Annotated in this window: 18 protein-coding genes; 9 read left to right on the top strand and 9 right to left on the bottom strand. The window is 68.5% G+C overall.

Going from position 1 to position 13,379, the window contains the following annotated elements; genetic code table 11:
- Nucleotides 1–151: 151 nt before the first annotated feature.
- The gene (gene flaF, locus ASG40_RS09875) at nt 152–511 is read right to left on the bottom strand and encodes a flagellar biosynthesis regulator FlaF (RefSeq protein ID WP_055884369.1); all 360 of its coding nucleotides are present in this window, start codon (nt 509–511) and stop codon (nt 152–154) included.
- Nucleotides 512–735: 224 nt separating this feature from the next.
- Here flaF and ASG40_RS09870 point away from each other — a divergent pair, with 224 nt between their 5' ends.
- Nucleotides 736–993, top strand: coding sequence for a hypothetical protein (locus ASG40_RS09870; protein ID WP_055884366.1), 258 nt, complete (start codon nt 736–738; stop codon nt 991–993).
- A 178-nt stretch (nt 994–1,171) separates the two neighbouring features.
- On the opposite strand, the gene ASG40_RS21675 is transcribed toward ASG40_RS09870, so the two are convergent.
- From ASG40_RS21675 to ASG40_RS09840, 7 genes are all read right to left on the bottom strand, one after another.
- The gene (locus ASG40_RS21675; RefSeq protein ID WP_200944234.1) at nt 1,172–1,324 is read right to left on the bottom strand and encodes a hypothetical protein; all 153 of its coding nucleotides are present in this window, start codon (nt 1,322–1,324) and stop codon (nt 1,172–1,174) included.
- Nucleotides 1,325–1,422: 98 nt separating this feature from the next.
- On the bottom strand, nt 1,423–1,737 hold the full coding sequence (locus tag ASG40_RS09865) for a hypothetical protein (protein WP_055884363.1): 315 nt from the start codon (nt 1,735–1,737) through the stop codon (nt 1,423–1,425).
- 111 nt (nt 1,738–1,848) lie between these two features.
- On the bottom strand, nt 1,849–2,379 hold the full coding sequence (locus ASG40_RS09860; RefSeq protein ID WP_055884362.1) for a metallophosphoesterase: 531 nt from the start codon (nt 2,377–2,379) through the stop codon (nt 1,849–1,851).
- A 10-nt stretch (nt 2,380–2,389) separates the two neighbouring features.
- Nucleotides 2,390–3,496 (bottom strand): energy transducer TonB family protein, encoded by a 1,107-nt coding sequence (locus ASG40_RS09855; protein ID WP_055884359.1) that lies wholly within the window; start codon nt 3,494–3,496, stop codon nt 2,390–2,392.
- Between the two features lie 4 nt (nt 3,497–3,500).
- The gene (tolR, locus tag ASG40_RS09850; RefSeq protein ID WP_055884355.1) at nt 3,501–3,974 is read right to left on the bottom strand and encodes a protein TolR; all 474 of its coding nucleotides are present in this window, start codon (nt 3,972–3,974) and stop codon (nt 3,501–3,503) included.
- 81 nt (nt 3,975–4,055) lie between these two features.
- Nucleotides 4,056–4,748 (bottom strand): MotA/TolQ/ExbB proton channel family protein, encoded by a 693-nt coding sequence (locus tag ASG40_RS09845; protein WP_055884352.1) that lies wholly within the window; start codon nt 4,746–4,748, stop codon nt 4,056–4,058.
- Nucleotides 4,749–4,817: 69 nt separating this feature from the next.
- The gene (locus ASG40_RS09840; protein WP_055884348.1) at nt 4,818–5,234 is read right to left on the bottom strand and encodes a hypothetical protein; all 417 of its coding nucleotides are present in this window, start codon (nt 5,232–5,234) and stop codon (nt 4,818–4,820) included.
- A gap of 581 nt (nt 5,235–5,815) precedes the next feature.
- Between ASG40_RS09840 and ASG40_RS09835 the strand changes: the two genes are divergently transcribed.
- Nucleotides 5,816–6,250 carry an Hsp20 family protein gene (locus tag ASG40_RS09835; protein WP_055884345.1) on the top strand — a complete coding sequence of 145 codons (435 nt, stop codon included), beginning with the start codon at nt 5,816–5,818 and terminating at the stop codon, nt 6,248–6,250.
- Nucleotides 6,251–6,362: 112 nt separating this feature from the next.
- Complete coding sequence (locus ASG40_RS09830) at nt 6,363–6,623, top strand: DUF1150 family protein (RefSeq protein ID WP_055884750.1); 261 nt, start codon at nt 6,363–6,365, stop codon at nt 6,621–6,623.
- Here the strand turns inward: ASG40_RS09830 and ASG40_RS09825 are convergent.
- Complete coding sequence (locus ASG40_RS09825; protein ID WP_055884747.1) at nt 6,610–7,428, bottom strand: alpha/beta hydrolase; 819 nt, start codon at nt 7,426–7,428, stop codon at nt 6,610–6,612. The genes ASG40_RS09830 and ASG40_RS09825 overlap by 14 nt on opposite strands.
- Nucleotides 7,429–7,632: 204 nt before the next feature.
- Here ASG40_RS09825 and ASG40_RS09820 point away from each other — a divergent pair, with 204 nt between their 5' ends.
- The 6 genes from ASG40_RS09820 to ASG40_RS09795 all read left to right on the top strand — a co-directional run bounded on the left by ASG40_RS09820 (nt 7,633) and on the right by ASG40_RS09795 (nt 13,379).
- Entirely contained in the window at nt 7,633–8,865 is a 1,233-nt protein-coding gene (locus tag ASG40_RS09820; protein ID WP_055884745.1) for a glycosyltransferase family 4 protein, read from the top strand.
- Nucleotides 8,866–9,069: 204 nt separating this feature from the next.
- Complete coding sequence (gene infC, locus ASG40_RS09815) at nt 9,070–9,591, top strand: translation initiation factor IF-3 (protein WP_238204267.1); 522 nt, start codon at nt 9,070–9,072, stop codon at nt 9,589–9,591.
- A 505-nt stretch (nt 9,592–10,096) separates the two neighbouring features.
- Nucleotides 10,097–10,987, top strand: a complete 891-nt coding sequence (locus tag ASG40_RS09810; RefSeq protein WP_055884742.1) for an amino acid ABC transporter substrate-binding protein — start codon at nt 10,097–10,099, stop codon at nt 10,985–10,987.
- 110 nt (nt 10,988–11,097) lie between these two features.
- Entirely contained in the window at nt 11,098–11,820 is a 723-nt protein-coding gene (locus ASG40_RS09805) for an amino acid ABC transporter permease (RefSeq protein WP_055884339.1), read from the top strand.
- A gap of 89 nt (nt 11,821–11,909) precedes the next feature.
- Complete coding sequence (locus ASG40_RS09800) at nt 11,910–12,602, top strand: amino acid ABC transporter permease (protein WP_055884335.1); 693 nt, start codon at nt 11,910–11,912, stop codon at nt 12,600–12,602.
- 48 nt (nt 12,603–12,650) lie between these two features.
- The gene (locus ASG40_RS09795) at nt 12,651–13,379 is read left to right on the top strand and encodes an amino acid ABC transporter ATP-binding protein (RefSeq protein ID WP_156387655.1); all 729 of its coding nucleotides are present in this window, start codon (nt 12,651–12,653) and stop codon (nt 13,377–13,379) included.

Below are 13,379 nucleotides of genomic sequence, written 5' to 3'. Positions count from 1 at the left end.
ATGACGAACGCGCAGCGGGCGGCCGCGACGAGTCTCCGATCTCGTCGACGAAATCCACCTTCTCGTGACGACGCTTTCGACCGAGCAGACGATGACCGTGCGGAACGGAGCCCAAGCTCGCATCGACCGCCGGACGCCATCGGCGTGTGGATCAGGTGCGCAGGCCGGCGGCGATCTGGTGGTTGATGTTGATCAGCGCCGAGAGCTTCTCGGCCTTCGGGTCGACGAGGGTATCGATCATCCGGCGGAAGACGAACACCGACAGCTGGGCGATGTTGGTCTTGATGTCGGCTGGCAGCGGGCTCTCGGGAGCGGTGGCCGCACCGGCGATGATCGTCCAGACCTTCTGGTTGAAGTTGAGCGCCTCGCTGAGCCCGCCCGACAGGTTTGTCCAGTCGCCCTGGATGGCCTGGAGCCGGCCGGCGGCCTTGATGAGGACGGCGGCTTCGGCCTCCCGCGGGGTCATCGCGGTCCGGGAAACCTTGGCGTAGGCACTGGCACCGTAACTCATCGTGGTCCTCGCTGCGGCGGCGCGGTCCCGATTCCGGATCGCGGGGCGTCAGCTAGACAGTCTTGTGTTAACACCCGGTAATCGCCGCCGCTGGGCATCGTGACGGTGGGTACCGTCTTGCCGTCAGCGCCGTCCTGCCGCAATGCCGCCGGGAAACTCGGCAAAGGCATGTGGCGGAATCCGCGCGCTGGCCTGTCGCGACGGGACTCGGGACCCACGCCGGCATGATGAACTTTATCCTGGGGACGATCGCGGGCGGATTGATCGCCTGCATCGCGACGATCGCGGCGGCGCGTCATCCGGAAGTGCAGCAGCGCCTCGGCCTCGTTCCGGCGGTGCCGGCACTGACCCTGGCAGCGGGCCCTCAGCGGACTGAGGCCCCCTGCGCTCCCTCATCGGGCAAGGGAACGGCAGAGGCGACGGTCGGCCAGACCGACATGCTGTTCTCGCGGCGCCGCTTCTGGTTCGTGGCGCCGCACTGAGCCGCTCTTCTACACCGTCGCCCGGCTCATTTTCGACGGCCGGGTTCGAGGGCCGGGAATGCCGACCCTCCTCTCATCCGAAATCCGTTCCTTCGCGTCGCGAGGAGGATGTGGACGTCGCTCGGGCGCCGCACGGGCTGGGCGATGCGGCTCCCGCGCGCATTACCCGATAATCGTATCAATAGGCGCTGAGCAGAAACATCAGCATGGTCGTGGCGACCGTGGTGCTGAGAAAGCCACACATCGCAGCGGCGAGGGATGGGCCGGTCTGCGTGCGATCGACATCGCTGGTGAGCATGGCGAGGTCGCTGGAGGAGGTGATGGTCTTCATGACGGCTGGCTTTCGGGATGACCGGTCGTGGGGCTTTGTCGAGGGAGACTGTGGACAACTTCTGACGGGATCGCGGTGCGTGGCCGCACCCGAACGCGTCAGTCGCAGCGGTTGACGGATTTGGCGATCCTGAGAGCGCGGGACTCGCTGCGCAGGTCGATGGCGACGACATCGGCCCCGCAATCCTCGAAGGCGTCGCGGGCCTCGGCGTAGCGGTCGCCGACTTCGTCGAGGGTGTCGCAAACCCGGCCGCGATCGCCGATGCGTGCCTCCTGCCGGGCCTGATAGCGCAGCGCGTTGGCCTCGACGACCTTGCGCTCGCCCTCGGCACAGGAGGGGCGGGCGATGGAGGGGCCGACCGCGCCGACGAAGACCGTCGCGGCAACGAGCACCGTGGTGATGGTGTTACGCATCGGGGCAACCTTGCGATGGTTGACGAGAAGTGAAGATCTGATCGGAGATACATCCGCCGGCGTTTCCGGCAGTCATCTCCCGTTCATGGCCTTGAAACGGCCGGTCGCCGGTTAAGGTTCCGCCGGTTTTTGCGGCGCAGCGTTGTGTCGGCGCGAGGTCAGGATCGTCGCGAGCTGCACCGGCGCGAAGCCCTGTGCATCGACCCCGACGTCGTATTGCCTCGGCGCCGGCTTCAGCTTGCCATGCGAATGCCCGTGCAGGTCGATGACGCCGCTGCCCATCCGGTTCCAGGTCCGGAAGGCGTAATGGCACAGAACCAAATGGCGATCGTCGACGGTCAATTCTGCGTAGTGGGCGACCGACGCCCAGCCCGGAGCGGCGAGCGTCCCCGGCCCGTCGTTGTTGCCGATGATGAGGTGCTTCGTTCCGTTCAGGCTCGCCAGGAGGGCGGCCACCGCATCGTCGTCGGGGCCCAGCGCGAAGTCGCCCAGGTGCCAGACCTCGTCGTCCGGCAAGACCACCGTGTTCCAGTTGGCGATCAGCGCCGCGTCGTGGCTGGGCAGGTCCCGGAACGGCCGCCGGTCGATCCGCAGGATGCGCGGGTCGCCGAAGTGGGTGTCGCTGGTGAACCAGGTCGCCATGCGGCGGCCGTCACCGGCCGGGGCTGAAGCGCAGGGGCACCGTCACCGCGAGGCTGCTCACCGAGACGCCGGCGGGGGCTGCCGGCAGCGAGCCCCTCACGGTGGCCAGCGCCGCGCTGTCGATCGGACCGACCCCGCTGCTGCGGGCGAGCCCCGCGCTGGTGACCTGGCCGGACCGGGTCACGGTGAAGCGCACCACCGCGACGCCTCCGGCCGTACCGGCCGCGGCGTTCCTGTCCATCCGGCCGTGGATCGCCGAACTCAGGGCGCCCTGCCAGGCGCGCAGCGCGCTCGGATCGTTGCCGCCCGCGGCCGCGCCGGCACTGCTCTGGCGGGAGGCCGAGGCCGCGTTCTGGGCGCCCCGGGCGGTGTTCGGTTCGGCGCTGCGATCGCGCGTCTCGCGGGCGGCGTCCCGGACCGCCTTGGCCCTGGCCTCGCGCTTCGCCTCGATCTCGGCCTTCCGACGCGCCTCTCGCTCGGCGATGCGCTTGGCCTCGCGCTTGGCTTCCTGGCGCGCCGCCTCGAGCTTGGCCGGGTCCGGCGGCGTCGGCTTGGGCCGCTGCGGCTCGGGCGGCTTGGGCTGAGCCACCACCTTGGGGGGCTCGGGTGGCTTAGGGGGCTCGGGCGGCTTGGGGGTCTCGGCGACCACCTCGGGCGGTGCCTCGACCGGGGCGGCCTCCTCGGCGGTGGAGGTGACGACCTGCTCCTGCGGCGGTGCCGCGGCCACGGACTCGGCCGGGGCCGCCGGCTCGACCTCGGTGGGAACGGCCATCGTCGCCTCGGCCGGTGGCTTGGCCGTCGTCGTGTCCTCGGGCGCGATCGCCATCGTATCGGGCGGTGCGCTCGACACCGTGGCGTCCGGCGCCTCCACGGGCTCGGTCTCCGCCGGCGGCGGATCGGACTGAGCCTGATCGGCGGGCGCCTGCGAATCCGCCTCCGTCATCTGTGGAGCCAGATCGATCGTGATGGTGTTCTCGCCGGGCGGCGCCGACGGGGGCGGCGCGTAATAGGCCAGCCCCGCCAACGCCGTCGCGTGCAGCAGGAATGCAACGAGAAAGGCGGGGCCGAGCCCCGACGGCCCGCCGCCGGGCTGGTCTGCGGTCGTGGACAGGCTCATCGGGCTATCGCGTCGCCCCAGCGGGCGCGGTCGGCAGCGGGCCGCCGGGCGACTGGGCGATCAGCGAGACCTTGGTGAACCCGGCCTGACCGACGAGGCCCATCACCTCCATAATCTTGCCGTAGGGCACGTCGCGGTCGCCGCGCACCAGCATCACCTGGCTCGGGTCCTCGGCGGCCAGCGCCCGCAGCCGCGGCAGGATGGCCTCCGCGCTGAGGAACTCCTTGGCGAGGAAGGGCTGTCCGTCCTTGTCGATGGAGATCTCCAGGGGCTTCTTGGCCTGCGCCACCTTGGCGGCCGTGGTCTTGGGCAACTGCACCGGCACGCCGGTGGTCATGAGGGGGGCCGCCACCATGAAGATGATCAGCAGCACCAGCATCACGTCCACCATCGGCGTGACGTTGATCTCCGACATCGGCGCCGAATCGAGGCCGTCCTCGTCGTCGCCGCCGGAGGCGCGGATCGAACCCATCGCCATGGTCGTGTTTCCCTGAACGGAATGAGGCGGTGCAGCCGGGCCCGTCTTGGGGGCGGCTTCGGTCTGAGAAGCGAGGCGCGGCTATTCCGCGGCGGCGGCACGGCCCTGCACGGTCCTGTCGCGGGCCAGACGGTTACCGAGGATGCCGATGCTCGACACGAAGGCGGATTGGATGCGCCCGAGGTCGTTCGTCAGCTTGTTGTAGGCCATCACCGCCGGGATCGCGACGATCAGGCCGATGGCGGTGGCGAACAGCGCCTCGGCGATGCCGGGAGCCACCACGGCGAGGGAAGTGTCCTGGCTCTTCGCGATGGCCGAGAACGAGTTCATGATGCCCCAGACCGTGCCGAACAGGCCGATGAAGGGCGCCGTCGAGCCGGCGGTGGCCAGGAGCGGCAGGCCAGTCTGCAACCGCTTGATGTCGAGGGTGAGGGCGGCGCGCATGGCCCGCTCGATGCGGTCGCGCCGTTCGGCGCGGGTCTCGCTGGTGTCTTGGTCGCGCCAGGCCTCCACCGCCGCCCTGGTGACGGATCGGGCGAGGCCGCGGCCCTCGGTCTCCAACGCACCGTTGGCACGCACCAGGGCATCGAATGCCTTGGCCTGTCGCTTGGCGCCGGCGAACCGCACCACCTTCTCCAGCATCACCGTCCAACAGGCGACGGACGCCACGACCAGAAGGATCATCACGCCCTTCACGATCGGATCGGCCTGGAGGAAGAGGCCGAGGAAGGAGAGATCGTGGGCGATCTCGACGGGGGCGTGGGTCGGGTCCATGAGGGTCCCTCGGGTTCGATGACGGGGCACCCGCGGCCGGGCGGCCGTGGGGCGGACGGTTGTCGGGCCTCAGCGGGCGAAGGCCGCCGCTGCCTTACTCTCGGGCTCGATCCGCTCGAGGCAGCTCTCGCGGCTCGCCTGCGCGCCTTCGCAAGCCAGCACGTCGTTCAGGAGGACCCGCCCGATCTTGGGGCAGGCGATCCCCGGGAAATCGAACAGCCGGACCACGGTCTTACGATCCGGGATCGGGCCGAGCTCGACCGCGAGCCGCTTCTGGGCGACGCCCTCGGTATCGAAGGCGAAAAGGTCGACCTTGAGGGACTTCAGCGCGGTACCGCGGCTGTTGTCCACCATCAGGTAGGTCCGGCAGGCGTCTCCCGCCGGCTCAAGCCGGTTGAGTTCGAGCTTCAGGGGTGCACCCTTCGTCTCCTGCGCCGCGGCCGGCCCGGCCAGCACAACGCCGAGGGCGACGACCGGAACGGCCATCCGGCGCCGATCGCGGGCCGATGAGGTCGGCCGAGTCTTCGGCCCGGTGAGCGGCAAAGCGGACGGCATGTCGATCCTGGCTTCCTCGGTGGCGACCCGCGCCGCAAAGGCCGGCCTCTCAAAACGGCTGTGCGCGCCGGGCGACACTCGCTGGCGTCGGCGCCGACGTATCGTCGCGGCGACCCACCCCTCCGGGGCTTGGCCGGCGTCTCGGGTCGCTGGCGGGATTAGCCGAAGCCGCGGGCCGTGATCAAGGGGACGCCTGAAAATGAGAGCAGTTCCAAACTGTTACCGCGCCAGGCAAAACGTCGTCTGCGAGCCCTCCCGACTGCCGGATCATCCCGGATACACTTGCCGAATCATCCCGAAATCTCGTCGCAGGTCGGGGTGGCGGGGGTGCCGCCCCCGGGGTCGATCCCGCTTCGACTTCGTCAAGGATGGCAAACCCTTGATGGCGTTCCGGTCCGCATCCATATCGCGGACAGCCGCCGTCGCCGGCGGACAGGAGCGCTGCGTGAAGCGGGCTCCGACCCTCGAAGTGCCCCACGATCGTTCCCGGGGCTTCGCCAAGGACCTATCGCGTGACGACACGTCCCTCGCCCTTCGGGCACCCGTTCCTGCTCGGGTTCGACGAGATCGAGCAGGCCCTCGACCGTGTCGCCAAGGGAGCGAGCGACGGCTACCCGCCCTACAACATCGAACGCGTGGCACGGGCCGCCGACCGGCCGGAACGCCTGCGCATCACGCTGGCCGTGGCCGGCTTCACGCAGGGTGAACTCGACGTGATGCTGGAAGAGAACCACCTGGTGGTCCGCGGCCGGCAGGTGGACGAGAAGACCAAGGAATTCCTCCACCGCGGCATCGCGGCGCGCCAGTTCCAGCGGACCTTTCTGCTCGCCGACGGCATGGAAGTGATGGGGGCCGACCTAGCCAACGGTCTCCTGTCGATCGACCTCACCCGGCCCGAGCCGGAACGGATCGTCCGCAAGATCGCGATCGTCTCCCGCGATCCGTGAGTTCGCCGCTTAGCCCCAGACTGCCCGGTGCCGCCGTCGCGGACCGCGAAACCACCCAGACGCTCTGCCTCGAAAGGAGGGCCCAGCCATGTCCGACATCAGCCAGAACCCGATGACGTCCGCCGACCTCGACGCCGGCGACTTCCAGATCGCCGATCTCGCCGCGCTGGGCGAAGGCCACCTCGCCTACGTCCGGGCGATCCGCTCGGACGACGTCCGGCGGCTGTTCCCGCAGGCGCCCGAACTGATGCCAGGCCTCGACCTGTTCGCCCTTCTCTCGGCCAACGGCACGCCGATCCTGCTGGCGGACTCCCGCGACGTCGTCGTCGCCAATGCCCACGCGCAGGATCTCGTCACCGTCAGCCTGCACTGAAGGGGCGATCCTCGCGGACGCTCGCGTCCACCGCCGCCACCAGCCGCGCGATGTCGGCCGGGCGGGACAGGCGGTGGTCGCCATCGGCGATCAGCGTCAGGACGGTGCCGGCCTGGGGCAGGATGCCGACGATGCGCAGGGCGTGCCCGTAGGGCACGTCCGGGTCGTCCATCCCCTGCAGGATCTCGACGGGACATCCCGGATCGAACGGCCCGTCGAGGAGGCCGTGACGGCGACCGTCCTCGATGAGGGCGCGCGTCACCGGGACCGGATCGGGTCCGTAGTCGGTGGGGCGCAGCCAGACCCCGTCGCGCTCGATGGTGGCGCGGATCTCCGGCCCGAAGCGGTCCCACATCAACTTTTCCGTGAAGTCGAAGGCCGGGGCGATCAGGACCAGGGCGTGTGCCGGCCGCCCGGCATCCCGCAGTTCACGGGCGAGCAACGCCGCGATCCACCCTCCCATCGAGGAGCCGACCAAGACGGGGGAGGGGCCCGCGGAGTTTGCCACCGCGGCGCGTGCGTCCTCGAGCCAGGTCGAGATCGTGCCATCCTCGAAGCGTCCGCCGGACTCGCCGTGGCCGCCGTAGTCGAAACGCACCAGCCGCCGTCCCGAGGCCCGCGCCCAGACGTCGAGGGCGAGCGCCTTGGTGGCGCCCATGTCCGAGCGGAAGCCCCCGAGCCAGACCACGGCGGGGCCGGCCCCCTCCCTGACGCGGACGGCGAGGTCGCGGCGTGCCGGCCCCGTGCCGACGGCGAGACGGATGGGTTCGTCGGGACGATCCGGCGCGTTGGGGATTGCGGGCATGGGGGAGGGGTCCATCGTGGCATCGTCGCTGTGGGCGGGTCGCATTCGCACGTCGTTTACCAGACCGTAAAGCGAAGGACCGATGGTGGAGCATGATCGCAGACAGTCCACGTCGCCGTGCCGAGCCGGGAACCGCGAGGATCGAGTCGCCCTCCGAACCGAGGCCCGCATCCGGACGGTCGGCCGAACGCCATGACGAACGCCATGACGGTTGAGAGCCGCCAGGGCGGTGGCTTTCCCGCCGACGCGGCGCCACTCGCCGGCGCGACCATCCTGCAGATCATTCCGGCCCTGGACGCCGGCGGGGCCGAGCGCACCACGGTGGACGTCGCCGAGGCGCTGGCCGCGGCTGGCGCACGGGCCCTGGTCGCCACCGAAGGCGGACGGCTGGTGGGCGAACTCCAGGCCAAGGGCGGCATCTGGCTTCCGTTCCCGGCGGGCTCCAAGAACCCATTGAGCATGGCGCTGCACGTCGGGCGCCTCGCCCGCCTGTGCCGGCGCGAGGGCGTCGACCTCGTGCATGCCCGCTCCCGCGCACCGGCCTGGGTGGCGCTGGGGGCGGTGCGCCGCAGGGGGCTGCCTTTCGTCACCACCTACCACGGCAGCTATTCCGGGCGGACCGGCGTGAAGGTGCTGTACAACTCGGTGATGGCGCGCGGCGACGTGGTCATCGCCAACTCGCATTACACCGGCGGCCTCATCCGCGCCCTCCATCCCGAGCAGGCGGGCGACCGCGTCCGGGTGATCCATCGCGGCACCGACCTCACGCTGTTCTCCGCCGGCGCGGTCTCGGCGGCGCGGGTCGAGGCCCTGCGCCGGACGTGGGAGGTGGCGCCGCACGAACGGGTGGTGCTGCTCGCCGCGAGGCTGACCGCATGGAAGGGCCAGCGCGTCCTCATCGAGGCCGCGGCCCTGATGCGCGATCGCGGCCTCGGCGACGTCGCCTTCATCCTGGCGGGCGATCCACAGGGACGCTCGGCCTATGAGCGCGAACTCGACGCGCTGATCGCGGCCAGGGGGCTCGAGGGAATCGTGCGCCGGGTCGGTCATTGCACCGACATGCCGGCGGCGTTCCGGGCGGCCTCCGTCGTCGCGGTGCCCTCCGTGGAACCCGAAGCCTTCGGTCGCTCGGCGGTGGAGGCGCAGGCGCTGGGAACGCCGGTGGTCGTCTCCGACCTCGGCGCCGTCCCCGAGACCGTCCTGGCGCCGCCCGACGTGCCGGCCTCCCAGCGCACCGGCTGGCGGGTGCCCCCGGCCGATGCCCCGGCGCTCGCCGGCGCGCTGGTGGAGGCCCTGTCGCTGGGCGCCAGTGCCCGCGATGCCCTGGCCGGGCGGGCGCGGGCGCATGTGGAGGCGCACTTCTCGCTCGAAGGTATGGCGCGCGACACCCTGGCCGTCTACGCTTCGCTCCTCGCCCAGAGGCGGGGCCCGTCGTGATGCGGAATCGGCGATCCTCGCTTCGGCGGTCGCCATGAACCAAATCGCCATTGCCCGGTTGACTTGTGACCCGAGTCAGTCAAGCTGCATCCACCGGAGTTCCGGAGCGTTTGGTGGCCAGGATCTGCCTTAAAGGCGTGTCCCGCGGCTGCCGTTTAGGCGTTTCATCAGGAGATTGAAGCCATTCGTAGACCAATGAGAGCCATGCCGGCCCCGCAGAAGGACGGGCCGCGCGCCAACCGGGACATCCGTGGTGTCCGTGAAGTGCAGCTCATCGACGATACCGGCCAGAACCGTGGCGTTGTCGCCTTCTTCGATGCCCTGACGTTGGCCGAAGAGGCCGGCCTCGATCTCGTCGAGATCGCCCCCAACTCCGTCCCTCCCGTCTGCAAGCTGCTCGATTACGGCCGCTTCCGCTTCAACGAGCAGAAGAAGCAGAACGAGGCCCGCAAGAAGCAGAAGACGGTCGAGGTCAAGGAGATTAAGCTCCGCCCCGGCATCGACAAGCACGACTACGACACCAAGATGAAGGCCGTCGTCCGCTTCTTCGAGGAGGGCGACAAGGTCAAGGTGACGTTGCGCTTCCGTGGGCGCGAGATGGCACACCAGGACATCGGCCTGCGCCTGCTCGAGCGCGTCAAGAACGAGACGCAGGAAATCGCCAAGGTCGAGAGCGAGCCGATGCTCGAAGGCCGGCAGATGATCATGATCCTGGCGCCGCGCTAGGATTGATCGGCCGGCGCGCTCGATCCGGGACGGTCGATGGGGTTCGGTGGCCGGAGGCTGAAAAGTACGGCGCTCCGACATTGTTTGATCCACATGAAACGGCGCCCGTGAGGGTCGCCGTTTTTTTGTGTCGCCGTCGTACCGTGATGTTCCGCGGTGGGATCGGCCGTACGATGCATAGGAGACGGGCAGATCGGGCGACAAATGTCGGCGGGACTGCCTGTCAACGGCGCTTCTCCGGCCAGGATCTCACCGATATGGTGACGACAGGTTTCGTGATCGAGGCGAGCCGTAATCGGCGGACTGCGTCATCCGCACGAATCTTGCTGGCTCCGATTCGCCCCGTGCAAAAAGCGGTATGACACTGTCCTTCACTTGCGACCGGGCCGACCGCTGTTAAGCTGCTGTCGTCAAGGCAGCGATGCCGATGCAAATCCGTCATCATCAAGGAGTGAGTCTGCCGATGCATACGAGCCAACAGCGCCTGCCGCGCCGTCCCCTGGCGATGTTGCTGGGCGTCACGGTCGCGGTCGCAGCAGGAAGCGCGCAGGCGCAGGACCTCACCGGCACCCTGGCGAAGATCAAGGAGACGGGCGCCATCACCATCGGCTACCGCGACGCCTCGGTACCGTTCTCCTATCTCGACAACGACCAGAAGCCCGTCGGCTACGCGTTCGAGATCTGCAACAAGGTCGCCGACGCGGTTAAAGCCCACCTGAAGCTGTCCAAGCTCGAGGTGAAGCTCAACCCGGTGACTTCGGCGACCCGCATCCCGCTCATCGCCAACGGCACCGTCGACCTCGAGTGCGGCTCGACCACCAACAACGTCGATCGCCAAAAGCAGGTGTCCTTCACCAACACCCACTTCCTCACCGCCACCCGCTATGTGGCCAAGAAGTCGGCCAAGCTCGACAAAATCGAGGACCTGAAGGGCAAGACCGTGGTCTCGACCTCGGGAACCACCAACATCCGGCAGATCAACGAGGCCAACACCGCCCGCGGCCTCGGCCTGACGATCCTGCCGGCCAAGGACCACGCGGAAGCGTTCCTGATGGTCGAGACCGGGCGGGCGGTCGCCTTCGTGATGGACGACGTCCTGCTGGCCTCGCTGGCCGCCGGCTCCAAGGATCCGGGCGCCTACGCGATCTCGTCTGAAGCCCTGTCCGCCCCCGAGCCCTACGGCATCATGCTGCGCAAGGACGACGAGCCCTTCAAGAAGGTCGTCGATGCCGCCACGGCCGCGATCTACAAGAGCCCCGACGGCGTCGCGCTCTACGAGAAATGGTTCACCAAGCCGATCCCGCCGCGGAACATCAACCTGAACCTGCCGATGAGCGAGGCCATGAAGAAGGCCTTCGCGAACCCGAGCGACAGCGCCGATCCGGCCGCTTACTGACCGACCGTCGCGGCCGCCACAGGCACCTGCCCGTGGCGGCCGCGCGGCTCCGTGGCCGCGCTCATGGCGCCGGCGATCGTTCCCCTCGCGAAAAGATCATGCCCTAGGCCATGAACTACAATTGGAACTGGAGCATCTTCTTCGACCAGTCCCCCGAGGGGACCGGGACCTATGCCGACATGCTCCTGTCGGGCCTGCTGTGGACCCTGGCGACGGCCTTGTGCTCCTGGATCATCGCCTTCTGCCTCGGCTCGATCATCGGCGTGATGAGGACGCTCCCGAGCAAGGCCGCGAATGCCATCGGCACCGGCTACGTGGAGCTCTTCCGCAACATCCCGCTGCTCGTGCAGATGTTCCTCTGGTACTCGGTGATGCCGGAGGTGGTGCCCGAGAATTGGGGCAACTGGCTCAAGCAGCTCCCGAACGCCTCCTTCTATACGGCGGTGATATGCCTGGGCTTCTTCACCGCCTCGCGCGTCGCCGAGCAGGTGCGCACCGGCATCGAATCGCTGCCCCGAGGCCAGCGGATGGCCGGCACGGCCCTGGGGCTGACGACGGCCCAGACCTACCGCTACGTGATCCTCCCCATCGCCTACCGGGTGATCCTGCCGCCGCTGACCTCCGAATTCCTCAACAACATGAAGAACACCTCGGTGGCCCTGACCATCGGCCTGCTGGAACTGACGGCGCGCGCCCGGTCGATGCAGGAATTCTCATCGCAGGTGTTCGAGGCCTTCACGGCGGCGACGGTGATCTACCTCGGCATCAGCCTCCTGGTCGTCACCGTGGCCGGCAAGATCGAGACCCGCGTCGCCGTGCCGGGGGCCCGCTGATGGCCGCCGCTCCGTCTCGGGAAACGTGTCCGCGCCTGGCCGACCCGTCGAAGCCGTCACGCAAAACCGTCGCGATCTGAGGTAGCCGGATGTTCTCGGATTTCGATCTCAACGTCATCCTGGGCTCGCTGCCCTACCTGTTCGGGACGGGCATGGTCTTCACCGTCACGCTGACGGCGCTGGCGGCCACGGGCGGCATCATCCTCGGCACGCTCATCGCCATGATGCGCCTGTCCGGCATCGCCGCGCTGGCGATCCCGGCCAAGATCTACGTCAACTTCATGCGGTCTCTGCCGCTGGTGCTGGTCATCTTCTGGTTCTACTTCCTGGTGCCCTACATCGGGCAGTGGATGACCGGGGCGTCGCGCCCGATCTCGGTGGGGGCCTTCACTTCGGCTCTCGTCACCTTCACGCTGTTCGAAGCGGCGTTCTTCTCCGAGATCATGCGCGCGGGCATCCAGTCGGTCTCCAAGGGCCAGACGTCGGCGGCGCAGGCCCTGGGCCTTAACTACCGCCAGACCATGGCGACCGTGATCCTGCCGCAGGCCTTCCGGAACATGGTGCCGCTGCTTCTGACGCAGACCATCGTGCTCTTCCAGGACACCTCGCTGGTCTACGTGATCTCGCTCACCGACTTCATGGGTGCGGCCTCCAAGGTCGCTCAGCGCGATGGACGCCTCGTGGAGATGTATATCTTCGCGGCCGTGGTCTACCTCATCATCTGCCTCACCGCCTCGACCCTCGTGCGCCGCCTGCAGCGTCGCGTCGCCATCATCCGCTGAAGGCATCCTGCCATGTCCGCTTCCGCGTCCCCCGCCAGCGCCGCGCCGATGATCGCCATCAACGGCATCAGCAAATGGTACGGCCCGGTTCAGGTCCTCAACGACTGCACCACCCAGGTGACCAAGGGCGAGGTCGTCGTGGTGTGCGGGCCTTCGGGATCGGGCAAGTCGACCCTCATCAAGACGGTGAACGCCCTCGAGCCGATCCAGAAAGGATCGATCACGGTCGACGGCATCGGCGTCCAGGCCAAGGGGACGGACCTTCCCAAGCTGCGCTCGCGCGTCGGCATGGTGTTCCAGCACTTCGAGCTGTTTCCCCATCTCTCGATCACCGACAACCTGATGCTGGGCCAGCGCAAGGTGCTCGGCCGCTCGGCCGAGGCGGCACGGAGCACGGGTCTCACGCTCCTCGAGCGGGTGGGCCTATCGGCCCATGCCCACAAGTACCCGGGCCAGCTCTCGGGCGGGCAGCAGCAGCGCGTGGCCATCGCCCGCGCGCTCTCGATGAATCCGATCGTGATGCTGTTCGACGAGCCGACCTCGGCGCTCGATCCGGAGATGGTGGGCGAGGTGCTCGACGTGATGGTCGGCCTCGCCAAGGAAGGCATGACCATGATGGTGGTGACCCACGAGATGGGCTTTGCCCGCAAGGTCGCCAACCGCGTCGTCTTCATGGACCGCGGCGAGATCGTCGAGGATGCCGGCAAGGACGATTTCTTCGACAAGCCGCGCTCCGACCGGGCGCAGACCTTCCTGTCCAAGATCTTGGCCCACTGA

The sequence above is a fragment of the Methylobacterium sp. Leaf399 genome (genome assembly GCF_001424525.1).
Lineage (GTDB): Bacteria > Pseudomonadota > Alphaproteobacteria > Rhizobiales > Beijerinckiaceae > Methylobacterium.
The sequence above is the reverse complement of the archived record's forward strand: the minus strand, read 5'-3'. Positions and strand labels throughout refer to the sequence as shown.